Source organism: Xanthomonas translucens pv. cerealis, from assembly GCF_006838285.1.
Taxonomy (GTDB): Bacteria; Pseudomonadota; Gammaproteobacteria; order Xanthomonadales; family Xanthomonadaceae; genus Xanthomonas_A; species Xanthomonas_A cerealis.
In genome coordinates this window covers 2,790,143-2,812,632 of sequence record NZ_CP038228.1, presented here as the reverse complement: position 1 = coordinate 2,812,632, position 22,490 = coordinate 2,790,143, and the positions used below count along the sequence as shown (strand labels likewise).

The following is a 22,490-nucleotide window of genomic DNA, read 5'->3' as shown; positions in this document are numbered from 1 at the left end:
CCTTACACGCCTCATCCTGCAGCGAGCCACATGCGTCAGATCATCCTCGATACCGAAACCACCGGCCTGGAATGGAAGAAGGGCAACCGCGTCGTCGAAATCGGCGCGGTGGAACTGCTCGAGCGCCGACCCAGCGGGCGCAACTTCCACCGCTACCTGCGCCCGGACTGCGACTTCGAACCCGGCGCGCAGGAAGTCACCGGCCTGACCCTGGAGTTCCTCGCCGACAAGCCGGAGTTCCACGAGGTGGTGGACGAGTTCCTGGCGTTCATCGACGGCGCCGAACTGATCATCCACAATGCCTCGTTCGATCTGGGCTTCCTCGACTACGAACTGTCGCGGCTGGGCGCGTCCTACGGGCGCATCCTCGACCGCGCCACGGTCATCGACACGCTGCTGATGGCGCGCGAGCGCTTCCCGGGCCAGCGCAATTCGCTGGACGCGCTGTGCAAGCGGCTGGGCGTGGACAATGCGCATCGGCAACTGCACGGCGCGCTGCTCGATGCGCAGATCCTCAGCGAGGTGTATATCGCGCTGACCTCGGGCCAGGAGGAAATCGGTTTCGCCCTGGCCGACGACCGCGGCAGCCATGCCCACGGACAGCATGTGGCGTTCGACATGGCGACGCTGCTGCCGCGGCCGCGGGTGCTGCCCACGGCATCGGAGCTGGACGCGCACCAGGCGCGGCTGGAGAAGCTGCGCAAGAAGGCCGGGCGTGCAGTGTGGGACGCCGCCGAGCCGGTGCTGGCCGACGCCGTAGCGGGTTGAGTGGCGCGATGTCCAGCAGCCGATCGCTCGCTGGCGCCGCTTCGGGCTTGACCGAGGCTACTACCGGCGCCGCCAGCGCGGCGACGGTGCACCCCTGCGTGAGCTGAGCGCGGCCGCGCGCCGCGCCTGCCGGCTGCGGCCCGGCCGGCGTCGGCGCATCGGCTCAGTGGCAGCGCACCAGGATCGCGGTGATGTTGTCCGAGCCGCCGCCGTCAAGCGCCGCGGCCACCAGCGTGTCCACGCATTCCTGCGCGCTGCAGTCGTCGTGGCTGAGCGTGGCGGCGATGCCGGGGTCGTCCACTTCCTCGGTCAGCCCGTCGCTGCACAGCAGCAGTTGCATGCCCGGACGCAGTTCGCCGGTCATCGTGGCCACGTTGAGGTGCAGCGGATCGGTGACCCCCAGCGCCTGGGTGACCACGTTGCGGTGCGGGTGCGCGCGTGCCTGTTCGGCGGTCAGCGCGTCTTGCGCGATCAGTTCCTGCACATAGCTGTGGTCCTGGCTGAGCTGGGCCAGCTTGCCGTCGCGCCACAGGTAAGCGCGGCTGTCGCCGACCCAGGCCACTTCGAAGCGGTTGCCCTGCACGCGCGCGGCGACCACGGTGGTGCCCATCGGCAAGCTGTCGTTGCGACGGCGCGAGGCGCGGATGATCTCTTCGTCTGCGATGCGGATCGCCTGCGCCAGCTGCGTGCCGCCGCGCACCTCGCGGACGATGGCCTCGCGCGCCAGCGCGCTGGCGACTTCGCCACAGGCATGGCCGCCCATACCGTCGGCGACCAGCCACAGGCCGAGCTCGCTGTCGCCGTAATAGGTGTCCTCGTTGAGTTCGCGGCGCAGGCCGACGTGGGTGAGGTGTCCGAATTCGATCATTGCGTGCCCGCGGCCGGCCTGGCGTCCTGTCATTCAAACGGCATCATCGCGGCCAAGCGGACATCAGGCAATCGTTGGCCGCGCCGCAGAGCAGGCGGGGTTCATGGCGGTACGGGCGCTGCCGGGCGACGCGGCGCTTGTCCACGCGCGGTGGGAACCGTATGATGCACGCCCCCGGTCCGCCGGGGACCACCCGGGAAGGTGGCAGAGCGGTTGAATGTACCTGACTCGAAATCAGGCAGGCGTTTATAGCGCCTCGGGGGTTCGAATCCCCCCCTTCCCGCCAGTTTTTGCATAAGGCCCCGTCAGGGGCCTTTTGTTTTAGACGGCCGCGGCCACGCCGCGCCGACATGGCTTTAAGGCCGGTTCGCTACACTTTCCGTCAACTATCGCCTGGGTGTGCCCATGTCCGAAATCCTCGTCCCCGTGTCCTTCGGCGAACTGCTCGACAAGATCGCCATCCTGCAGATCAAGTCCGAGCGCATCGGCGATGCGTCCAAGCTGGCCAACGTGCGCGCGGAGCTTTCGGCGCTGGAAAGGACCTGGATGGCGCATCCGGCCGCCAGCGGCGACGTGGCCCGCCTGCGGCTTGATCTGAAGGCAGTCAACGAGCGCCTATGGGTGATCGAGGACGAGATCCGGATCAAGGAGAAGGCGCAGGCCTTCGACGAGGAATTCATCAAGCTCGCGCGCAGCGTGTACTACGAAAACGACGAGCGCGCGCGGATCAAGAAGGAGATCAATCTGGCGCTGGGTTCCAGCTACGTCGAAGAGAAGTCCTACCAGGACTATCGCGGCGCGGTGTCCTGAGCGAAGCACCCGGCTGAGCGACGCGTCCGGGAGGCGCTTCCGTGTGCTGGGGCGCATCGTGGCAAGGCGGCGCTCGGGCCCGCGCGCAAGCCGGCTTACATGCCCAGATCGGCGCGGTAGCGCTCGAACGCGGCGATCGCGTCGTCCACGCCGATCAGCGCCATCACCGCGTCGAATTCGATCTTGCTGCCCCATTTCAGTTCTACCGCCGGTTTGCCTAGGAACTTGCGCGCCGCCGCGTCGTACTTGTCCACGCAGTAGCGGATGTCCGAATAAGGGCCGCTGCGGCGTGGGTTGCTGGCCGCGTGCAGGCCCAGCACCTTGCTGCCCACGGCATTGGCGATGTGCATCGGTCCGGAATCGGGGGTCATCACCAGCGCGGCGCGTTGCAGCAGCGCCGGCAGTTGCTTGAGCGTGTCGCGGCCGACCAGGTCCAGCGCCGGCGAGCGCATCGCCGCAACGATGGCGTCGGCCGTGCTGCGCTCCAGGTCGCTGCGCCCGCCGCACAGCACCACCCGCCAACCCTGCGCGGCGGCGTGATCGGCGACCGCGGCGTAGCGGTCGGCGTACCAGTTGCGGCGTACGTGGCTGGAACAGGGCGAGATCAGCAGCGCGGGGCGGCCGTCGTCGGGCCATTGCGCCTGCGCCCAGGCGTGCGCGTCGTCGGGAATCGGCAGGTCCCAGCGCACCTCGGTCTGGCACAGGCCCAGCGGTTGGCAGAAGCTGCCGATCGCGTCCAGCACGTGGAGGCCGGGGCGGTCGGGAATGCGTTCGTTGACGAACAGGCCGTGCAGGTCCTTGGAGCGGCTGCGGTCGTAGCCGATGCGGCGCCGTGCGCGCACGAACGCGGACAGAACGTTGGCGCGCAGCGCCACCTGCATCTGCAGCAGCGCATCGAAGCCTTGTGGCGGCAGTTCGCGGCGCAGCACGCGCATCCCGGCCACGCCGCTACGCTTGTCATAGGCGTGGAACACTACCCCGGGCAGGCCGTCGAGCAGCTTGTGCCCGGGCTGGTCGATGATCCAGTGCAGCGGCGGCGCGGCGGGCCGGGCGCGCTGCAGGGTGCGTACCAGCGGCAGCACATGGGTCACGTCCCCCAGCGCCGACAGGCGCAACAGGCACAGCGAAGGGAGCGTTGCTGCCATGGTGTTGTTAGACTCGCTGAATGGTTGCATTCGACGCCACCGAAGCACTGATGCCGTACCGCGAGGGCCGCGGCTATGGCGCCATTCTGTTCGACCGCCAGCGGCTGCGGCAAGCCGAGCCGGCGCTGTTCTCCGCCGCGCACTGGGCCGAGCGTGCGCGTCCGGTGGACGAGGGCGGCCGCGGCGGCGCCTGGTTCGTCGATGCCCCGTTCGGCGCCAGCGTGCTGCGCCAGTACCGGCGCGGCGGCCTGGTCGCCAAGCTCAGCCGCGATCGCTACCTGTGGTCCGGCGCCGACCGCACCCGCAGCTTCGCCGAGTTCCGGCTGATGCGCACGTTGATCGCGCGCAAGCTGCCGGTGCCGCGGCCGCTGGCCGCCTGCTACCTGCGCCAGGGGCTGCGCTACCGCGCCGCGATCCTGATGGAACGGCTGGAAGGGGTACGCTCGCTGGCCGATCGCGCGCATGTCGCCGGCCGCGGCGCGCCGTGGGAGGAGACCGGGCGGCTGGTCGCGCGCTTCCATCGCGCCGGGCTGGATCACGCCGATCTCAACGCCCACAACATCCTGTTCGACGGCAACGGCCGCGGCTGGATGATCGATTTCGACCGCAGCGTGCTGCGCATTCCGGCCACACGCTGGCGCGAGCGCAACCTCAAGCGCCTGCACCGCTCGCTGCTGAAGCTGCGCGGCGAGCGCAGCGTGGACGAGGTCAACAAGGACTACGCGCGCCTGCGCCGCGCCTACGATCTGGCCTGGAACCGGGGCTACTGATGGCCTGGGTGCTGCGCTTCCAGGGCGTGGGCAACGCGTCGGCGGTGGAGCTGGGGTCGCCGATGGCCACGATCGAGCGCGATGGCGCGCCGTGGCTGAGCATCGATTGCGGCGGCGAGGGTCTGAGCGCCTACCAGGCGCATTACGCGGCGATGCCGCAGGCGCTGTTCGTGACCCATGTGCACCTGGACCATGTGGCCGGCTTCGAACGGCTGTTCGTGGATGCCTATTTCTCGGCGCGGCGCGGCAAGGTGCGGGTGTACGTGCCGGCGCCGCTGGTGCCGCTGCTGCATCGCCGCATCGGCGACTACCCGAACGTGCTGGCCGAGGGCGGTGCCAATTTCTGGGACGCGTTCCAGCTGATCGCGGTCGGCGATGCGTTCTGGCACGATGGGGTGCGGCTGGAGGTGTTCCCGGTGCGCCACCACTGGCCCGACACCGCCTACGGGCTGCGCCTGCAGGGCGCGCTGGTATGGAGCGGCGATACCCGGCCGATTCCGGAAATGCTGAGCCGTTATGCCGGCGACGGCGAGCTGGTCGCGCATGACTGCGGCCTTCACGGCAACCCGTCGCATACTGGGGTGGATGACCTGGAACGGGAATATCCCGCCGAGTTGCTGCAACGCATGATGCTGTACCACTACGCCAGCGCCGAGGAGGCCGAAGCCTTGCGCGCGCGCGGCCACCGCGTCGCGCGGCCTGGCGAATGCGTGGCGCTGGAGACGCCGCGCGCACCGCAGGTGCCGGCGCCATGAGCGCCGTGTTGCGCCAGCCGCTGCCGCTCGCGCCCATCGCGCCGTTGGATCGGCTGGGGCGGCCGCTGCGCGACCTGCGCCTGTCGGTGATCGAAGCCTGCAATTTCCGCTGCGGCTACTGCATGCCGGCCGACAAGGTGCCCGACGACTACGGCTTTGATGCGGCCTCGCGGTTGTCGTTCGAGCAGATCGAGACGCTGGTGCGCGGTTTCGTGCGCAACGGCGTCAGCAAGCTGCGCCTGACCGGCGGCGAGCCATTGCTGCGCCGCGACCTGCCCGAACTGGTGCGACGCCTGGCGCGCATTCCCGGCCTCGACGACCTGGCCATGACCACCAACGGCTCGCTGCTGGCGCGGCACGCGCAGGCGCTGCGCGACGCGGGGTTGCGCCGGGTCACGGTGAGCCTGGACGCGATCGACGCGGCGACCTTCCGGCGCATGTCCGGCGACCGCGGCGAGGTGGCGCAGGTACTGGCCGGCCTCGACGCGGCCGTGGCGGCCGGGCTGGGGCCGGTGAAGATCAATTGCGTGGTCCAGCGCGGCATCAACGACGACCAGGTGCTGCCGCTGCTGGCGCACTTCCGCGGCAGCGGCCACGTGCTGCGCTTCATCGAATACATGGACGTGGGCACCTGCAATGCCTGGCGCCGCGAACGGGTGGTGCCGTCGGCGGAATTGCACGCGCGCATCGCCGCACGCTGGCCGTTGCGCGCGCTGGACCCGCATTACGCCGGCGAAGTCGCCGCACGCCATGCCTTCGTCGATGGTGGCGGCGAGATCGGCTTTGTCAGTTCGGTCAGCGCGCCGTTCTGCGGCGATTGCCATCGCGCGCGGGTGTCGGCCGATGGCCAGCTCTACACCTGCCTGTTCGCCGCCGCCGGCACGGATCTGAAGCCGGCCCTGGCCGGCGGCGAGGACGCGCTGGCCGAGCGCGTGCAGGCGCTGTGGGGCCAACGCGGCGATCGCTACAGCGAACTGCGCGGCGATGCGCGCGCGGCGCGCGGCAAGCACGTCGAGATGTTCCTGATCGGCGGATGAGCGCAATGGACGAGTCGCTGAAGCACCGATTGTTCGCGCTGGAGCTGGAATTGCTGGAGCCGGCCACGCGCGCCTCGGTGGCGCGGTTGTCGGCGCTGCTCGACGAGGCGTTCGTCGAATTCGGTGCGTCCGGGCGATGCATCGACAGGCAGGCGCTGTTGCAGGAACTACCGGCACTGGCCGGCGCGGTCCGCTATCACGCGTTCGATTTGCAGGCGTGGTTGCCGGCGCCGGATCTGGCGCAGCTGCGATATCGCAGCGAGCGCCACGATGGCGACGGCGCTCCGGTACGGCATGCGCTGCGCAGTTCGCTGTGGCGCTGCCGCGACGGCGAATGGCGCATGCTGTTCCACCAGGGCACGCCGATTCCCGGCGCCGCCTGAGCATGGTGTCGTGGGAGCGGCAGCGCAGCCTATGAGCGAAGAAAAGGCCAAATACGCCGTCGCGGCGAGCAAGAGGCTGACCCATCTGGATCCGCAGGGGCTGCCGACGATGGTGGACGTCTCAGCCAAGGCCGTCACCGCACGCGTCGCCGTGGCCGAGTCGCGGGTGCGCTTTCCCGTGGCGGTGGCCGTGCAATTGCGCGCCGACGCGCTGCGCAGCGCCAAGGGCGGCATCGTCGACACGGCGGTGATCGCCGGGACCATGGCGGTCAAGCGCACCCACGAACTGATCCCGTTCTGCCATCCGCTGCCGATCGACGGCTGCCGCTTCGCGATCGACTGGGCCTCGCCGCAGGTGCTGCGCATCGAATGCACAGTGCGCACCGTGCACCGCACTGGGGTGGAGATGGAGGCGCTGACCGGCGCCAGCATCGCTGCGCTGACCGTCTACGACATGTGCAAGGCGCTGACCCATGCGATGACGATCGGCCCGGTACGGCTGCTCGGCAAGCGTGGCGGCAAGCGCGACGTCGGCAGCGCAGCATGAGCGTGCGCGTGACCGTGCTGTATTTCGCCAGCCTGCGCGAGGCGGCGGGCATTGAGCGCGAACAGGTGCAGACCGCCGCGGCCGACCTGCGCGCGCTGTACGCCGAACTCGACGCGCGGCACGGCCTGCGCTGGCCGTCGCAGCGTTTGCGCGTAGCCGTGGACGGCGCCTTCGTGGGCTGGGACGACGCGCTGCGCGAGGGCAGCGAGGTGGTGTTCATTCCGCCGGTCTCGGGAGGCTGACCGATGTCCGACACGCACCGCTTCCATCTCGCCGACCGCGCCCTCGACATCGCCGCGCTGCGCGCGCCGCTGGCGCATGCGCAGGCAGGCGCCTACGCCAGTTTCGAAGGCTGGGTGCGCGACCACAACGACGGCCGCGCGGTCGATGGCCTGCGCTACGAAGCCTATGCGGCACTGGCCAAGGCCGAGGGCCGGCGCATCGCCGACGAAGCCCTGGCCCGCTTCGACATCCTCGACCTGCGCTGCGTGCATCGCGTCGGCGACTTGGCGATCGGCGACCTGGCGGTCTGGGTGGGCGTGATCGCGGCGCACCGCGACGCCGCCTTCGGCGCCTGCCGCTACGTCATCGACGAGGTCAAGGCGCGGGTGCCGATCTGGAAACACGAGCGCTACCGCGAGGGCGACGCCGGCTGGTTGCATCCGGAGGCGTAGGGCTGTGCCAGCCGCGACACGGCGGACGAGCAGGCACGAACTACGCAACAAGCGCATAAGCGGCCTGCTGCGCTTGCGTTTCAGGATTTAGGGTGGCGACCCCGCCGGCTGACCTCGGCGCCCGCGTCGATCGATACCGTTGCTGCCTTCCGGCCCTGGCGGAGTTTTCGACCTAGCGTCGCGAGGGGCCGACGGGGCCACCATAGAGACGGAGCCGCGCCAGCGGCGCGGTCTTTCCCCTTGAACGCTTTCGCCGGCGGCGACGCAATTCTGCGAGGGAAGCGCAATTCGAATCTGGCGGAGAGAGGGGGAGGTACTGATCCCGATCCAACGTCCTGACTCTCCTACAGCACGCAAACCAGAGATGTCTCCTGACTTGCGAGGCGCCATTGTAGCTGGTCTGGCATGTTTGCCGCTAGCCTCCAAGTAGATGGGCCGCGCCGTCCATGATTTGTCTGTAGCGCTGCGCTCAGGCGTCGCAGAGATAGGACGCAGATAGCACTCAAGTTCGGAAATGAAATGAAACGGCTCAGGAACCTGGTCTCGCTGCCCTATCAAATTCAGCTCGACCCGTTTCAGGTGGCTTCGTATCAGGCACCAGCCATTCGCGTAGCATCCGAACGGCGCAGCATTCGATGGTTTACTTAGGCATCGACGTGGCGCCCATCGACCAGTGATTGAGTAGCGAACTGCTTGCGTTGAAACGGCGATCACAGGCGCCACAGAAACATCGCTGGGGATGCGTCAGCTGCGATCGCATGATGAAGAAGTGCAGGGCTGATCCAACATCGCGCGATGCAAGCACTGAGACATGCAGCGTGATCCGGTAGGCAGACTGAGCGCTATGACGCACGTGAAACTAGTAGTGCACCACGCCGTGGCACCGGGCGTTTTCGCTGACTTGGCGGGCCTTTCTGTGCCACACCACCAAGATCCACGCACATCCCGAGAACGCGCGCATCTGCACGTCACGCGCGTGGCAATTGAATGGCAATATCAGAGGATGCACCGTGCCTAAAATCAGAACGACCAAGCAGACCCCACTGGATCCCTCGCAATCCACGCAATCTGCACCGCCCCCCCCGGACCCGGGGGCAAGCGCAAGTGCGTCTACTGACGTTGTGGCGCCCTCCGCGCAACTCCGTGGGCTTGCCATCAGGCCGCCGAGGCCGGTCAGAGCGTCCAGAGCAAATGCCTCATCGGCATCGTCGGCCAACGCCAGGGACCTCAGTGCTGTGCTCTTTGCCCCAACGCCTGCCTCGCAAGGACCAGATCCTTTCGACGTATTGACCAAGGCCTTGTCGAGGCTGGAACTGTTCAACCACTTGGCAACAAACGTAGCGCCGACCGATCCGGCGGACACAAAGGTCCTGGAAGCAAGACTCAGGTCCGGCGCGTCCGCCATCAAATCCGCTCGACAAGGGTTGCAGGCGCTGTCCGAGTTGAAGATCAAAGAGCGGATGCCACTCTCCAAACTCGAATACTACGAGAGTCGGTTGGTTATGAATCTCGGACAAGCCGCAGCGCTGAACAAGGAATCATGCCAAAATATGATCGATGAGAAGATGGAAAAGGAATTGGGCTATGTGCACACGGGAAGGTGCGCTATGGTGGCGTTTCCCCACGAAGCCATCCTTCTGCAACAGCCGGAATCATGGCTTGCGTTACGCGCTCATCTTCTTGATGCCATTGCAGCGTTGGAGGAAGTTTGCCGACGCATCAAGTCGCCGATGACGGATCAAGCGCCGCCCGACTCGCTCAAGGCCCAGCTGCCGATCGTCAAGGCGACGATAGGAGGTTGCCACGAGCTGATGCAGGCCGTCCGCGGAATAGTCGTCGAAATACATTCAAAGAGACTCTTCGAGCAGGCCAGCGATTGCGGCCTACCACAGGTGCTGGACGGACTTAGAGAGCTTGAAGAAGTCGATAGCTATATGGACGCCGAGGTGAGCGAAGCGCTCATAGAACTGATCAATGTCCATCTCGAACGCCTTTCCGCAACCGAGCACTCGCTGACACCGGAGGAGCTGGCCATGTACAAAGGCCTAGTTATCGAATACGCCGAGATTCGTGGCCGAGCAGGCATGCAGCTGTGTGTCGATGCTGCCGCGCTCATCGAGGAAGGGAATCATTCCAGAGATCATCTATGGCCGACCATGCTCGACCTCGCAAAGGCGCTCACCGATCAACGCCAGGCGTTTCTCGATCTGTGTCAGTTCGCTGTCCAAGACAGGCAGCTGATTGGCGCAGCGAAGGCCCCGGCCGAACAAGCATCCGCATCAGTGACGCCACGATTAGGGATAACGACATCAGGCGAATCGGCCAAGTCACGCAAGGTCCGCAAGGAGACGCCCGCTGCCTCCAGCTCGACGGCAGTGCCCGCACGGCTGGCAAACGATGATCGCAGCGCAGCGCAGAAACAGGCCGACGAGGTGCTGAGGGGTACCCCCTTGGAGCCGTCACTTGTGGCCGAACTCGGGGGAGATTTCATCAAGATCGCCAAACGCCTTGGCAAGGACACCACAAACGTAGAGCGACTGATCGGCGATTCCAGGCATGACGCTGCGACGGCCTTCGATTTTGCCAGGACCTCCATGCAGGGCTGGTTCGGATCGAGAGAGCGTCTGCTGCAACTCAAAAGCAAGCTTCCCAGGCAAGACCAACGCCTCGCGCAACTCGACACGCGGTTGCATCTTCTCCAGATGATCGAGCACGATTTCGATCGGCGCGAAGCCGATGCGCTCAAGACCGATCCGCAGCCGCGCGCGCCGCATTTGCAGCGCTTGTTGGCAATGAAGGGACTGGCACGCGTCGCGACTCCGAACCGCCTTCCCTCGGAGGGCGACCGCGGCAACCGTGGCAGGCTGTTCGAAGTGCGTATCGACCACATGCCGCAGTCGAATGGCAGCCTCCCTGCGCCCTGGTTCGTACACCTGCATACCGAAAACCTGGTAACCCCCGCTGCGCTGCGCTCGCTTCCCTATAAGGACTTTACCGCTGTCCACCTCAAGACGGCGAGGGAGGTGAACTTGGGCTCACGTTGGGAAGAAGTGATGCGCGCACTCGGGAACACCGATGCCAAGGTGCACCGGGCAACGATTGGCGTCAAGCTGCTCGGCCAGCTTTGGGCGGCTGGCTCTGGTGGACAGAGGTAACTGGCTCGACCAACCGGCTGGACCGGCCAGCCTTTCGTAAACACCTAAGAGCCATAACATAATTCAGGCAATCGAGGAGGTCCTGCATGAGCGGCAAGCGATATACGGATGAGTACAAGATCGAAGCGATCAAGCAGCCCAACTCTGAGTCTTGCGATAGAGCCGCACATCTTTTTCGTTGTCGATCTGCCAGCGCTCACTGACGGTGCCGTCTGGTGCTTGGGCGACGATGAAGGGATAGATCTTTCTGACTCTCGGCACGGGTCGAGCGCTCAACGAGCGCATCCACATCCTTGGTGCTCATCCGGTCCATCGACAGTCCCCGAACTGCGTTGAAGACCTGAGCATAGCTCGACGCAAGCCTGATGGCTTGGATCTGCGCTTGTCGCAGTTCGGTGGTTCGAAGCGTCCGCTTGATGACCCGTCTCCCAAGCCTGGCTTGGAGGTCAAGGAGCACTCTCTGTCGGAAAGACCATCGGCCAGAGGCGGAGCGAATCAAATGATGGGGAATTCTCATCGGGATGTCGACGTAATCAAAACTGGCTTTTGCAGTTGTTGGGGGAGGTAGGAAATCAGGTTTTCGTGAATTCCCCGAGCTCGGCTATTCGCGCAGACAACAAGATGCTTCAATTAAGGGCAGCGAGCGAAGTCGGTCTCTCACCACCCAAAAGCTACTTCGGATCAAGCATTGATCGGGTAAAGGAAATATTTGGCAATACAAACAAATTAGTTATCAAACCGTTCGAGCCGTTCAGCTGGCGCTATGCCGACGGCCGTACTAGGTGCGCCTTCGCATCAAGAGCCAGTATCAGTCTACTAGACAACTATGAGGCTGGGACGGTCTTGGCAGCGCCGGCCATATTCCAGGAAGAGATCGTCAAGGACTTTGACATTCGCGCATTTGTCTTTGGCGATCAAATTCACGCCTATAAAATTTATCAGACCTCTGGCCGGCTAGACTCTCGAGAAGATCTGACTGATAGCAACGTGACCACAATTAGCAAGATGGACCTTCCTTTAGAAGTTCAAGAAAAGGTAGGTCTTTTGATGTCAAAGATGGGTGTCGAGGTAGCCTGCATGGACCTCGTTCCAGATAGGAATGGCGAATACCACTTCTTGGATCTAAATCCGTCCGGAAACTGGTTGTTCCTGGAATCCAATGTTCCGGATTCAAGTATTCTTTCAAAATTTCCTGATTAGCCCCGACTCTCAGCCATGAAAATTGCTCGCTGCACGTAAAACCGGCTCTGGGCATGGTGTGGATTGCATCATGGCCGTGGCAAGTCGTGGCAGCATCTCGCGCAAGCGGAATCGACGATTAAAACGATAGGCCGCTTCTCCCAGGTAACGCCTTGCGTATTTGCCTTGCGCGATGGCGTGATACACGCCACTGATGGCGCGTTTGAGATTGCCCAGCACCACGTTGAGCCAACGTGCACCGGCCGTTTCGGTCGCGGCACGACCACCGCCAGTGTCCAGCGTGGTGTGCGCGTGGCCGGCGTCTTCTAGCCGGCGCAAGCAGGCCAGCCCATCGGTGTAGACCTCGCATTCGGGCGCCAAGCGACGGGCAATCCAGTCCTGCAGCGAGGTGTTATCGAAGCTGCGCACCGGCTCGATCACCACAAAGCGCGGCGCGGTGAAGGTGGCATCGGTCTGCACCGCAATCAGGAACGCTTGTTTGTTCTCTGATCCGCGTCCGGCCTTGCCACCGTTACGCTCGCCGCCGAGATAGGCATCGTCGATCTGCACGAAACCCGCCAGTTTCCGCATGGATTCGCGCTCGGCCATAACCTGCATGATCTTGTGTTTCATCCGCCAGGCCGTCTTGTAGTTGACGCCCAGATGCCGCATCAACTCCAGCGCGGCCATGTTGGTGTTGGTCGAGGTCAGCAGGTGCAACGCCAGCATCCAGGTGCGCAGCGGCAGTTTGGTGCCTTCGAACATCGTGCCAGCGATCAGGCTGGTCTGATGCCGGCACGCGCTGCATTGGTAGTAGATCGCAGCACCCCGCTTGAAACGCGACCGCGCCCGTCCAGCACAGGATGGGCAGCGAAATCCCTGCGGCCAGCGCCACTTGTAGAGCGCGCGATAGCACTTGGCCTGGGTGCCGTAGGACGCGAAGAACTCAGACATCGACAATCCAGCTTGGAACTGCACGGCATTGATGCTCATCAGGCCACCTCGTTGGCTTCAGGTGACAGCAGCATCCACCCAGCGCGGCGCAGATCCTGCGACAGGCAGCTGAAGGTCAGGGCTAATCAGGCAAAATTTTGCTCATACCTTGCAAGCAAGGCCGGTGTTCCTCTTCTCCAGACGCCTCCAAGCTACGCAGACTATAAGGCTTCCGTTGCCTTTGAGGAGATGCAGGATCGCATAAGTTCGCTTGGAGTAAAGTTCTCTGCTAGGCAACGAAATGATGAGTGGGTGGAACATTCATGAAACTACGATCGGCATCTCTACTTTTTATTGCTATTATTTTAGGAGCCGGGACTGTGACTGCATCGAACTTGGCGAATGAGTCTAGTGAGGTCGCGGGCCATCCAACTGACAAACCTTCATTTGCTGCGATCGCGCAGCAATTGATTGCTCTCGGCGAAGAAGATCAGCGTGATCGCAAGAAGGCCATGACCCCTGGATTCAATGACGCGCGACTTGCCGAGGCAGACCGGCGCCGCGAGGCAGCATGGCTTGAGATGACGTCCGGAAGGCTGCTGGGCCTGAGCGAAGTTGGCGAGGGCGCGGTGTCCGCGCAGTTTCTTATGCTCCAGCACTCTGGCGACCGCGCCCTACAAGCGAATATGGCTCGCCAGATGCAAGAGCTTGTAGAGAAGGGAGACTTCCCGAAGGATGCCTTCGCTACATTCATTGATCGCCAGCTGGTCTACGATGGAAAGCTGCAACGATTTGGCACACAAGCAAATGAATCTTTTGAGCTATATCCAATTGAAGACGAAAGCAGCGTAGACAAGCGGCGTGAATCCATGGGGCTGCCACCTATCGCTCAGTTGCGCGCAAAGCTACAGCAAGTCAAGAACGCCGTGGCGTCCGGCAAAGGTCTTGGCGAATAGCTTGGTGTCATGAGGCACCCCTGGTATCACTGCTCTTCTTGAAGATAGCGCTGCGCCTAAACAGCCTCACGGACCGACGCACCCGTCTACGATCGAGTGCGAAGCACCCATAGGCGCGATGGACGGCGGCCAGCCGTCCATGAACCTAGTCAAGAAACACGAAGCTTGCGGGCGACCCTGAACCGCCCCGGAAGGACCAGAGCCCGGAGGGCGAGCGAACGAGATGATGAGGGATGCGCATCGTGAGATGTGTCCCGATTTGTGTCCCGTCGAGGGTCACCCCAGAAAAGCAAAAACCCCTGCGTTAACAGGGGTTTGCTGAATCTGGCGGAGAGAGGGGGATTCGAACCCCCGAAGCGCGGTTTAGACGCTTACACACTTTCCAGGCGTGCTCCTTCAACCACTCGGACACCTCTCCGGGTCTGCCGGCGCGAGGTAGCCGACGGCAGGGGCGGGATTCTAGCCGTCGCGGGCGCGGTTAACAAGGAGATCGGCCTGCGGAGGCCGGACCTGCTGCCAGCGTCTGTTCCCGCTTGCGGAAGAATGCCGATCGGCGCCCGGACTCCTGGCGCCCGTCCGGCTGCCGCTCCCACTGAACGATCGACGCGGCGTGGCATGGCACAATGGCGGTTCAGATGAAGACGGTTGCCTGATGTCCTATCTCGTTCTCGCCCGCAAGTGGCGCCCCAAGCGTTTTGCTGAGCTGGTGGGGCAGGAGCACGTGGTCCGCGCGCTCACCAATGCGCTGGACAGCGGGCGCGTGCACCACGCGTTCCTGTTCACCGGTACCCGCGGCGTCGGCAAGACCACTATCGCGCGGATCTTCGCCAAGTCGCTGAACTGCGAGCAGGGCACCAGTGCCGACCCGTGCGGGCAGTGCCCGGCGTGCCTGGACATCGATGCCGGCCGCTACATCGACCTGCTGGAGATCGACGCCGCGTCCAATACCGGCGTGGACGATGTGCGCGAGGTGATCGAGAATGCGCAGTACATGCCCTCGCGCGGCAAGTACAAGGTGTACCTGATCGACGAGGTGCACATGCTGTCCAAGGCAGCGTTCAACGCGCTGCTGAAGACGCTGGAAGAGCCGCCGGAGCACGTCAAGTTCCTGCTGGCCACCACCGACCCGCAGAAGCTGCCGGTAACAGTGCTGTCGCGTTGCCTGCAGTTCAACCTCAAGCGTCTGGACGAGGAGCAGATCCAGGGGCAGATGACCAGAATCCTGGCCGCCGAGCAGATCGAGGTCGATGCCTCGGCGATCGTGCAGCTGGCCAAGGCCGCTGACGGCAGCCTGCGCGACGGCCTGTCGCTGCTCGACCAGGCCATCGCCTACGCCGGCGGCGCGCTGCGCGAGGACGTGGTGCGGGCGATGCTGGGCACGGTCGATCGCACCCAGGTCGGGGCGATGCTCGAGGCGCTGGCCGATGGCGACGGGCAGCGCCTGCTACAGGTGGTCGCCGGGCTGGCCGAGTTCTCGCCGGACTGGGGCGGGGTGCTGGAAGCGCTGGCCGAGGCCTTGCACCGGATCCAGGTGCGGCAACTGGTGCCGGGCGCGGCGGTGGCCGGCCTGGACGGGCTGGACCCGGCGCCGTTCGCCGAGCGCCTGCGTCCGGAAATCGTGCAGCTGTGGTACCAGATGGCCTTGAACGGTCGTCGCGATCTGTACCTGGCGCCGAGTCCGCGCGCCGGGTTCGAGATGGCGGTGCTGCGCATGCTGGCGTTCCGCCCGGCGGGCGCGGCGCCGCTGCCGGCTGCATCCGGGTCGGGTACGACGACGGAAGGCCGCAAGGCTTCGGTGGCAGTGGCCGAGGCACCCGCTGCTGCCGCAAACGTCGCGGTGGCGCCCCCGGTCGCCGCGCCCGCCGCGCCGATGATGGCGCCGGCGCCTGCCGTGGCCGCGGCGAAGCCGACACCCGCGCCTGCGCCGGTTGCCGCCGCCGCCGTGCTCGACCCGCCGTGGGAAACTGCGGCACCTGCATCCGCGCCTGCGCCGGCAACGACGCCCGCGGCGACTGCGGCGACTGCGGCGCCGCTCGCATCACGCCCCGCAGCCTCGCCCGAGCCTGAAATGGCGATGGTACCGCCGCTGACCGTCGCTGCGCGCAGGCCGCTCGACTACGCTGCACCGCGCGTGCTGCATGCGGCCGAGGACTGGCTGGAACTGGTCGCCGATTGCGGCCTGGCCGGGCCGTCGCGGCAGCTCGCCGCCAACGCGGCCTTCGTCAGCCACGCCGACGGCGTGCTGCGGCTGTCGCTGTCGCCGGGCTTCGAATACCTGCAGTCCGAGCGCTCGCTCGGCGAACTGTCCGCGGCGCTGGCCGATGCGCTTGGCAGCCGGCCGAAGATCGTGATCGAAAGCGGCATCGCGGTCGATGCTGAGACCCTGCACGAGCGCTCGCACCGACAACGCGGCGAGCGCCAGAGCGCGGCCGAAACCGCGTTCCTGCAAGACCCGGCGGTGCAAGCGCTGATCCAGCAGCAAGGCGCTCGGGTCGTGCCCGATTCCATCCGCCCTTACCAAGAGTAATCAAGCATGCGTGGAAACATCGCCCAATTGATGCAGCAAGCGCAGAAGATGCAGGAAAACCTGCAGCGCGCGCAGGAAGAACTGGCCCAGCTGGAAGTCACCGGCAGCGCCGGTGGCGGCATGGTCAGCGTGACCCTGACCGGCGCCAAGGAATGCCGCAAGGTACGCATCGATCCGAGCATCCTCTCCGACCAGGAGATGGCCGAGGATCTGATCGCCGCCGCCTTCAACGATGCGTCCAACAAGATCGACGCCGAGTCCAAGTCGCGAATGGGCGCGGCCACTGCCGGCATGCCGATCCCGCCGGGCATGAAGCTGCCGTTCTGAAGCCGGGACTCGGGACGGGGGACTCGTAGAAGCGGGCCATTGCGCGCGTCGCCTTTCAGGACATGGCACTGCGATCAGGTCCTACCCCCGCGTCGCTTTTTCGAGCCCCGAGTCCCCAGTCCCGACCAATAATGAGCTCCTCCCTGCTAGAACAACTCATCGACGCATTCCGCGTGCTGCCCGGCGTCGGCCAGAAGTCGGCGCAGCGCATGGCCTATCACGTGCTCGAGCGCGAGCGCGAGGGCGGGCTGCGCTTGGCGAACGTGCTTGCCGAGGCGGTGGTGAAGGTCGGCCATTGCACGCAGTGCCGCGATTTCAGCGAGACCGAGCTGTGCGCGATCTGCGCCAGCGCCAGCCGCGACCGCCAGCAGCTGTGCGCGGTGGAGTCGCCGGCCGACCGCCTGGCGATCGAGCACGCTACCGGCTATCGCGGGCTGTACTTCATCCTGCAGGGCCGGCTGTCGCCGCTGGACGGGGTCGGCCCGCGCGAGCTGGGCCTGGATGGACTCGCTGCGCGGCTGGCGCATGGCGAGATCGCCGAGCTGATCATCGCCACAAATTCCACCGTCGAGGGCGAGGCCACCGCGCATTACCTGGCGCAGCTGGCGCGCCGCCACGGGGTGCGCCCGAGCCGGCTGGCGCAGGGCCTGCCGCTGGGCGGGGAGCTGGAGTACGTGGACCGCGGCACGCTGTCGCACGCCTTCGGTAGCCGCAACGAGGTCCCGCGCGGCGGCGCAGGCGAGTAGCGGCACACTTGGCAATGGCGGCGTGCCGCCGAATTGGGCTATAACGACTGCCCATTTCCGCTGTGCGAGCCGGCCCATGGACACCATCTTCGGCAAGATCATCCGCCGCGAAATTCCCGCGAGCATCGTGTATGAGAACGACGATGTGCTCGGCTTCAAGGACATCGCGCCGCAGGCGCCGGTGCACGTGCTGTTAATTCCCAAGCAGGTGGAGATCCCCACCCTCGACGACCTGACGCCGGACCAGGCCACCCTGGTCGGCAAGCTGGTGCTGGCCGCGGCCGCCTACGCGCGCGAGCAGGGCCTGGCCGAGGACGGCTACCGGGTGGTGATGAATTGCCGCGAGCATGCCGGGCAGACCGTGTTCCATCTGCACCTGCACCTGTTGGCCGGGGCGCCGCTGGGCCGTTTCGGCACGCCCTGAGCGGCCGCAGCGGGGCGAGGTGCCGGGTAAACGGAAAACGCCGCTTTTCAGCGGCGTTTTCTTCTCCATCATGGCACAACGTGTGCCAGCAGGCTTACCACCAGCCGCGGCCCCAGCCCCAGCGCGGACCCCACGGATCCCACGGGCCATACGGACCGTAGGGGTAGGCGGGGACCACGTCGACCTGGCGCACCACCGGCCACAGGTAGACCACGTCGGCATCGATCTTGGGCAGACGGTAGTCGTACTCGCCGATGCGGGTGCTTTCGTAGCCGGACACGTGACCGATGAAGGTCACCTCGCGGCCCGGTTCGAACACCGCCGGATCGTAGAAGCCGGCGCGGCAGGCGACGAAGCGGCCGTCGCTGGCGTCGGCCGCATCGCTGTCCGGACGGCCGCTGGCGCTCAACGGCCGCGACAGGATCTGGAAGCAGGTTTCGCCCTGGCTGGGCTTGGTCTGGATGATCTTGCCGCCCCAGCGCACCGAGGCGCCGACCTGCTGGCCGGCAACCGAGTCGCGCGGGGTGACGGTGGCGAACTGACCTTGCAGCGGCTTGGGCGCGGTCGCGCAGGCGCCCAGGGCAAGCACCGCCATGACGGGGAACAGCAATCGGATCTTCATCGAGATGCTCCGGTATGCGGACGGTGCCTGCGCAGGTCGCGCAACAATGAAGCCCTGTCCGAATCCGCGCCAGCGTAGCGCGAATCGGCGAAACGCTGGCTGAGCGAAAGCAACGCGTTTGCCTCCCTCACCTGGTGGACACGCCGCGCCCACGCCAGCGCCGGTTCGTGCGCTTCGCGGCCCAGGCCGAGCCGGGCGTAGCGCCGGCCCAGCCGGCGCCAGGCGCGCAGCAGCGGGTCGCGCTCGCGTTCGCCGCGGGCCAGCAGCCAGGCCATCCAACCCAGCAGCAGCGCGGTGCAGCCGGCGAACAAGGCGACCAGCTGCGCCGGCTCGAGCCTGGCGATGCCCAGCTCGCTCAGCAGCCGCTGCTGGCGGTTGGCGTCGAACGACAGCACCAGGTCGTTCCAGCCGCGGCGCAGCCAGTCGCCGACGTCGCGCAGCTGCCAGTCGGCGCCGCCGCCCTGGGCGCCGGCATTGTTGCCGAGGCGGTCTTCGAGGGTGTCGTAGATGCGTTCCGGGGCGACCGCGGCGGTCGGGTCCACACGCACCCAGCCGCGCTGTGGCAGCCAGACCTCGGCCCAGGCATGAGCGTCCATGCGCCGCACCACCCAGTAGCCGCCGAACGGATTGCGGGTGCCGCCGGCATAGCCGGTGACCACGCGCGCGGGGATGCCGGCGCCGCGCATCAGCACCACGAATGCGGAACTGAAGTGCTGGCAGAACCCGGCCTTGTACTGGAACAGGAATTCGTCGACGCCGTTGCGGCCGGGCAGCGGCGTCTCCAGGGTGTAGGCGAAGTCGCGGCGGATCCACTGCAGCGCGCGCGCCACGATCGCGGCGTCGTCGGCGCCGGCCTGTTGCCGCCATTGCCGGGCCAGGGCCAGGGTGCGCGGGTTGTAGCCGGGCGGCAGCGCCAGCGCGCGCTGGCGTTGCGCCGGCGCCAGTGCGATCTCGAAGCGCAGCGGCGGCGCCGAGCGCAGGCGCCAGCGGGTCAGTGCGCCGAGCGGGCGCTCGCTGTGCAGCACGTAATCGGAGGAGAGGCGGGTGCCTTCCGGCACTTGCAGCGGCAGGTCCAGCGCGACAAGCTGGCGGCGGTCGGTCGGCTCCACTTCGATCTGGTAATCCCACGCGGCCGCACCGGTCTGTACCGCCGGCGCCGGCAGGTATGCGTTGCCGCGTTGCGCACGCCAGGTGCTGCCATCGAAATCCCACAGCACCGGCCCGCGCCAGTAGCGCTGCGCCGGCGCCGGCACGCGGCCGAAGAACTGCACGCGCAGCGCCGGGGTGTCGTCGGCCATCAGGTCCAGCCACTGGCCCGGGCTCATCGTGTCCGACAAACCAGGCCGCGCCAGCGCGCGCTCGGGCACGCCCCACAGCGGCGAGCCCAGGCGCGGGAACAGCCAGAACGCGGCCAGCGCCAGCGGCAGGCCCAGCGCCAGCAGCCGGCCGACGCCGCGCAGCTGGCCGCGCAGCGGCGGCGCGGCGCTGTGCCCTTCCTGGTCGGCCAGGCGCTGCATGCACAGCAGCGCGGCGATCACCGCGGCCAGCCCCAGCAGCATCGCGATCGGCCCCTGGTCGAGCAGGAACGCGGCGAACGGCGCGAACAGGGCGAAGCCGAGCAGGCTGCGCGCGTCGCGCAGCGTCTTCAGTTCCGACGGCTTGATCGCCAGCATCGCCGCGAGCATGGCGCAGCCGGTGTCGCGGCCGAAGCGCATGCCGACCTGCCAGTAGATCGCCGCCAGCATCGCCGCCACCAGCAGCAGGCGCAGCGCGGCCGGCAGCGGCCGCCATGCCGAGCTGGCGCCGATCAGCAGCGCGGTCGCCGCGAACAGCAGCGCCAGCGCGGTGGGCAACTGCAGCAGCAGCGGTAGCAGCGCCAGCAGGCCGGTACCCAGCGCCCAGTGGCGGCGGCTGTCGCGCAGCGCGGGCGAGCGCGACTCAGCCATGCGGCAGCAGCGCCAGCGCGCGCAGGCACAGGTGCCGGTGCTGCGGGCCGCGGCCCGGCCCCAGCGGCGGCTGTCCGGGCAGCAGCAGGCGGTAGCGGCGGCCGTCGCGCTCGGCCTCGTCGATCCAGCGCGCCAGCCGCGCGATGCGGCGTTCGTGGGGCAGCGCCGGCAGGGTGCGCCAGTCCAGCACCACGTCCACGCCGATCGGGCGTTCGTATTCGCGCACCAGCAGCGTGTCGCGGCGCGCCGAGTGCTTCCAGGAGATCGCGCGCGGCGCGTCGCCGGCGCGGTACGGGCGCAACTGCTGCAGTTCTTCGCCGAGCGCGTGCAGGCGGGTCTGGGTCGGGGTGCCGTCGCCGTGCGGCAGCGGCGGCCCGTCGTGTTCGGGGTTCGGATAGACCAGCAGCGGTGCGTCCGGCCAGAACCAGGCCCAGGCGCGCAGCAGGCCCAGCGGCTGGGTGGTGGAAATGCGGATGCGCTGCAGGTCGAGCCAGCCACGGCGTTCGGTGGGCAGTTCCAGATCGGCTTCGTTGGCGCCGTCGCCGTGCAGGTCGATGTAGGTGTGCCGGTCGGCATGCGCCACGCGCAGGCCGCGGCGCTGGCGGGCGTCGTCGGCGGCCAGCGCCAGGCGCAGCCGCAGCGGCGTGCCGGCCGCGACCGGCTCGGCCGACAGCGCGTCCAGGCGCAGTCCCGACAGCTGCAGGTGCGCCGCGATCGCGCTGGCGATGGCGGCCGCGCCGAGCAGCAGCGCCAGCAGCAAGGCGGGGTTGTTGTTGTAGTTCAGCGCGCCGAGCAGCATTGCGCCGAGCAGCAGCGCCAGGAAACCGCCGAACGGGGTGGGCAGGATGTAGATCCGACGCCGGTCCAGCCGCACCGGCAGCGGCTCGGGATCGCGCGGCCGCGCCAGCCGTGCCAGCGCCTGCCGCCACTCGCGCAGCCGTGCCCGCATCGGCCTCAGTCCACCGCCACGCTGTGCAGGATCGCCTTGGCCAGCGCTGGCCCGGAGGCCGATTCCTGTTCGGCCACCAGGCGGTGCTCGGCCACCGCCACGAACAGCGCCTGCACGTCTTCGGGCAACGCATGCGCGCGGCCGAGCAGCAGCGCGTGCGCCTTGGCCGCGCGCAGCAGCGCGATGCCGGCGCGCGGCGACAGGCCCACGCGCACGCCTGGATGCTGGCGGCTGCGCGCGAGCAGCGCCTGCACGTAGCCGATCAGCGCGTCGCTGGCGTGGATCTGCTCCACGCTGTGCCGCAGCGTGGCCATGTCGGTGTCGCTGAGTTGCGGTCGCGCCTGTGCGATCAGGTCGCGGCGGTCGCGGCCGCTGAGCAGCGCGCGTTCGGATTCGGGGCTGGGATAGCCCAGTGCCAGGCGCAGCAGGAAGCGGTCCAGCTGCGAGTCGGGCAGCGGGAAGGTGCCCGATAGGTCCACCGGATTCTGTGTGGCGATGACGAAGAACGGCGCCGGCAGCGGATGCGTCGTGCCGTCCAGGGTGACCTGCTGTTCGGCCATCGCTTCCAGCAGCGCGCTCTGCGTGCGCGGCGGCGCGCGGTTGATCTCGTCGGCGAGCAGCACGTGGGCGAACACCGGGCCGGGATGGAACTGGAACTGGCGCGATTGCGGGTCGTACACGGATACGCCGAGCACGTCGGCCGGCAGCAGATCCGAGGTGAACTGCACGCGCTGGAAGCTCAGGCCCAGGCTCGCCGCCAGCGCATGCGCCAGCGTGGTCTTGCCCAGTCCGGGCAGATCCTCGATCAGCAGATGTCCGCCGGACAGCAGCGCGACAAACGCCATGCGCACCTGTTGCGGCTTGCCCAGGACCAGCGCATTGACCTGCTGCTGGGCCTGCACGAGCGCCTCGCGCAGCGTATCGGTTAGCATTTCCGGCAAGCGGGGCGGAGTAGGCATCGCATTCTCG

24 protein-coding genes, 2 tRNA genes, 1 other RNA gene and 1 pseudogene are annotated in these 22,490 nt (G+C 66.8%); 17 read left to right on the top strand and 11 right to left on the bottom strand.

The genetic code is table 11. The features are described from left to right. Window positions 1-30 precede the first annotated feature (30 nt). Window positions 31-768 (top strand): DNA polymerase III subunit epsilon, encoded by a 738-nt coding sequence (gene dnaQ / locus E4A48_RS12290; RefSeq protein ID WP_039007386.1) that lies wholly within the window; start codon window positions 31-33, stop codon window positions 766-768. 163 nt (window positions 769-931) lie between these two features. On the opposite strand, the gene E4A48_RS12285 is transcribed toward dnaQ, so the two are convergent. Beyond that, window positions 932-1,636 carry a PP2C family protein-serine/threonine phosphatase gene (locus E4A48_RS12285; RefSeq protein WP_039007383.1) on the bottom strand — a complete coding sequence of 235 codons (705 nt, stop codon included), beginning with the start codon at window positions 1,634-1,636 and terminating at the stop codon, window positions 932-934. Between the two features lie 195 nt (window positions 1,637-1,831). Here E4A48_RS12285 and E4A48_RS12280 point away from each other — a divergent pair. Together E4A48_RS12280 and E4A48_RS12275 are read left to right on the top strand one after the other, a co-directional pair. Further along, window positions 1,832-1,922, top strand: a tRNA-Ser gene (locus E4A48_RS12280). 119 nt (window positions 1,923-2,041) lie between these two features. Beyond that, entirely contained in the window at window positions 2,042-2,446 is a 405-nt protein-coding gene (locus tag E4A48_RS12275) for a DUF6165 family protein (RefSeq protein WP_058196139.1), read from the top strand. Between the two features lie 95 nt (window positions 2,447-2,541). Here E4A48_RS12275 and E4A48_RS12270 read toward each other — a convergent pair whose 3' ends face one another. After that, window positions 2,542-3,591, bottom strand: a complete 1,050-nt coding sequence (locus E4A48_RS12270; protein ID WP_142742516.1) for a glycosyltransferase family 9 protein — start codon at window positions 3,589-3,591, stop codon at window positions 2,542-2,544. A gap of 20 nt (window positions 3,592-3,611) precedes the next feature. Here E4A48_RS12270 and E4A48_RS12265 point away from each other — a divergent pair, with 20 nt between their 5' ends. From E4A48_RS12265 to E4A48_RS12235, 7 genes are read left to right on the top strand one after another with little or no spacing between them, the layout of a single operon-like run. Continuing rightward, window positions 3,612-4,361 (top strand): 3-deoxy-D-manno-octulosonic acid kinase, encoded by a 750-nt coding sequence (locus tag E4A48_RS12265; protein ID WP_039007378.1) that lies wholly within the window; start codon window positions 3,612-3,614, stop codon window positions 4,359-4,361. Next, window positions 4,361-5,116: an MBL fold metallo-hydrolase gene (locus E4A48_RS12260; protein ID WP_039007377.1), complete on the top strand. Its 756-nt coding sequence runs from the start codon at window positions 4,361-4,363 to the stop codon at window positions 5,114-5,116. The genes E4A48_RS12265 and E4A48_RS12260 overlap by 1 nt, the downstream gene beginning before the upstream one ends. After that, window positions 5,113-6,153: a GTP 3',8-cyclase MoaA gene (moaA, locus tag E4A48_RS12255; protein ID WP_039009242.1), complete on the top strand. Its 1,041-nt coding sequence runs from the start codon at window positions 5,113-5,115 to the stop codon at window positions 6,151-6,153. Before E4A48_RS12260 ends, moaA begins: the two co-directional genes overlap by 4 nt. A 5-nt stretch (window positions 6,154-6,158) precedes the next feature. Then, window positions 6,159-6,536, top strand: a complete 378-nt coding sequence (locus tag E4A48_RS12250; protein ID WP_039007375.1) for a nuclear transport factor 2 family protein — start codon at window positions 6,159-6,161, stop codon at window positions 6,534-6,536. A 31-nt stretch (window positions 6,537-6,567) separates the two neighbouring features. Continuing rightward, window positions 6,568-7,083: a cyclic pyranopterin monophosphate synthase MoaC gene (moaC, locus tag E4A48_RS12245; protein WP_142742515.1), complete on the top strand. Its 516-nt coding sequence runs from the start codon at window positions 6,568-6,570 to the stop codon at window positions 7,081-7,083. Then, on the top strand, window positions 7,080-7,325 hold the full coding sequence (locus E4A48_RS12240) for a MoaD/ThiS family protein (protein ID WP_003468589.1): 246 nt from the start codon (window positions 7,080-7,082) through the stop codon (window positions 7,323-7,325). Before moaC ends, E4A48_RS12240 begins: the two co-directional genes overlap by 4 nt. A gap of 3 nt (window positions 7,326-7,328) precedes the next feature. Next, on the top strand, window positions 7,329-7,757 hold the full coding sequence (locus tag E4A48_RS12235) for a molybdenum cofactor biosynthesis protein MoaE (protein WP_058196137.1): 429 nt from the start codon (window positions 7,329-7,331) through the stop codon (window positions 7,755-7,757). Window positions 7,758-7,855: 98 nt separating this feature from the next. Here E4A48_RS12235 and ffs read toward each other — a convergent pair. Next, window positions 7,856-7,952: signal recognition particle sRNA small type (gene ffs, locus E4A48_RS12230), an RNA gene on the bottom strand. Between the two features lie 815 nt (window positions 7,953-8,767). On the opposite strand from ffs, the gene xopP reads away from it, so the two are divergent. Next, a complete protein-coding gene (xopP, locus tag E4A48_RS12225; RefSeq protein WP_142743167.1) occupies window positions 8,768-10,912 on the top strand; it encodes a type III secretion system effector XopP in 2,145 nt (714 codons plus the stop codon). A 129-nt stretch (window positions 10,913-11,041) separates the two neighbouring features. On the opposite strand, the gene E4A48_RS21115 is transcribed toward xopP, so the two are convergent. Both E4A48_RS21115 and E4A48_RS21620 read right to left on the bottom strand, forming a co-directional pair. After that, window positions 11,042-11,188: a hypothetical protein gene (locus E4A48_RS21115; protein ID WP_230812977.1), complete on the bottom strand. Its 147-nt coding sequence runs from the start codon at window positions 11,186-11,188 to the stop codon at window positions 11,042-11,044. Between the two features lie 106 nt (window positions 11,189-11,294). Next, window positions 11,295-11,429, bottom strand: a pseudogene (locus E4A48_RS21620) (DUF6538 domain-containing protein); the annotation flags it as partial. Window positions 11,430-11,494: 65 nt separating this feature from the next. On the opposite strand from E4A48_RS21620, the gene E4A48_RS12215 reads away from it, so the two are divergent. Then, window positions 11,495-12,112, top strand: a complete 618-nt coding sequence (locus E4A48_RS12215; RefSeq protein WP_142742514.1) for an ATP-grasp domain-containing protein — start codon at window positions 11,495-11,497, stop codon at window positions 12,110-12,112. 9 nt (window positions 12,113-12,121) lie between these two features. Here the strand turns inward: E4A48_RS12215 and E4A48_RS12210 are convergent, their stop codons facing one another. Then, the gene (locus E4A48_RS12210) at window positions 12,122-13,084 is read right to left on the bottom strand and encodes an IS1595 family transposase (protein WP_039006527.1); all 963 of its coding nucleotides are present in this window, start codon (window positions 13,082-13,084) and stop codon (window positions 12,122-12,124) included. A 263-nt stretch (window positions 13,085-13,347) separates the two neighbouring features. On the opposite strand from E4A48_RS12210, the gene E4A48_RS21110 reads away from it, so the two are divergent. Continuing rightward, on the top strand, window positions 13,348-13,980 hold the full coding sequence (locus E4A48_RS21110; RefSeq protein WP_260607949.1) for a DUF6624 domain-containing protein: 633 nt from the start codon (window positions 13,348-13,350) through the stop codon (window positions 13,978-13,980). Between the two features lie 325 nt (window positions 13,981-14,305). Here E4A48_RS21110 and E4A48_RS12200 read toward each other — a convergent pair. Further along, window positions 14,306-14,398 (bottom strand) — tRNA-Ser (locus E4A48_RS12200). A 234-nt stretch (window positions 14,399-14,632) separates the two neighbouring features. On the opposite strand from E4A48_RS12200, the gene dnaX reads away from it, so the two are divergent. The 4 genes from dnaX to E4A48_RS12180 all read left to right on the top strand — a co-directional run bounded on the left by dnaX (window position 14,633) and on the right by E4A48_RS12180 (window position 18,004). After that, window positions 14,633-16,507, top strand: a complete 1,875-nt coding sequence (gene dnaX / locus E4A48_RS12195) for a DNA polymerase III subunit gamma/tau (protein WP_039007371.1) — start codon at window positions 14,633-14,635, stop codon at window positions 16,505-16,507. A 6-nt stretch (window positions 16,508-16,513) separates the two neighbouring features. After that, window positions 16,514-16,834, top strand: a complete 321-nt coding sequence (locus tag E4A48_RS12190) for a YbaB/EbfC family nucleoid-associated protein (protein ID WP_003479775.1) — start codon at window positions 16,514-16,516, stop codon at window positions 16,832-16,834. Between the two features lie 131 nt (window positions 16,835-16,965). Further along, a complete protein-coding gene (recR, locus tag E4A48_RS12185; protein ID WP_039007369.1) occupies window positions 16,966-17,580 on the top strand; it encodes a recombination mediator RecR in 615 nt (204 codons plus the stop codon). 76 nt (window positions 17,581-17,656) lie between these two features. Then, window positions 17,657-18,004 (top strand): histidine triad nucleotide-binding protein, encoded by a 348-nt coding sequence (locus E4A48_RS12180; protein WP_142742513.1) that lies wholly within the window; start codon window positions 17,657-17,659, stop codon window positions 18,002-18,004. 94 nt (window positions 18,005-18,098) lie between these two features. On the opposite strand, the gene E4A48_RS12175 is transcribed toward E4A48_RS12180, so the two are convergent. From E4A48_RS12175 to E4A48_RS12160, 4 genes are read right to left on the bottom strand one after another with little or no spacing between them, the layout of a single operon-like run. Further along, on the bottom strand, window positions 18,099-18,626 hold the full coding sequence (locus tag E4A48_RS12175; protein ID WP_053836357.1) for a Slp family lipoprotein: 528 nt from the start codon (window positions 18,624-18,626) through the stop codon (window positions 18,099-18,101). After that, complete coding sequence (locus E4A48_RS12170; RefSeq protein WP_142742512.1) at window positions 18,623-20,572, bottom strand: transglutaminase family protein; 1,950 nt, start codon at window positions 20,570-20,572, stop codon at window positions 18,623-18,625. The genes E4A48_RS12175 and E4A48_RS12170 overlap by 4 nt, the downstream gene beginning before the upstream one ends. After that, window positions 20,565-21,521, bottom strand: a complete 957-nt coding sequence (locus tag E4A48_RS12165; RefSeq protein ID WP_142742511.1) for a DUF58 domain-containing protein — start codon at window positions 21,519-21,521, stop codon at window positions 20,565-20,567. Before E4A48_RS12165 ends, E4A48_RS12170 begins: the two co-directional genes overlap by 8 nt. Before the next feature lie 5 nt (window positions 21,522-21,526). Next, entirely contained in the window at window positions 21,527-22,480 is a 954-nt protein-coding gene (locus E4A48_RS12160) for an AAA family ATPase (protein WP_039007361.1), read from the bottom strand. Window positions 22,481-22,490: the final 10 nt, after the last annotated feature.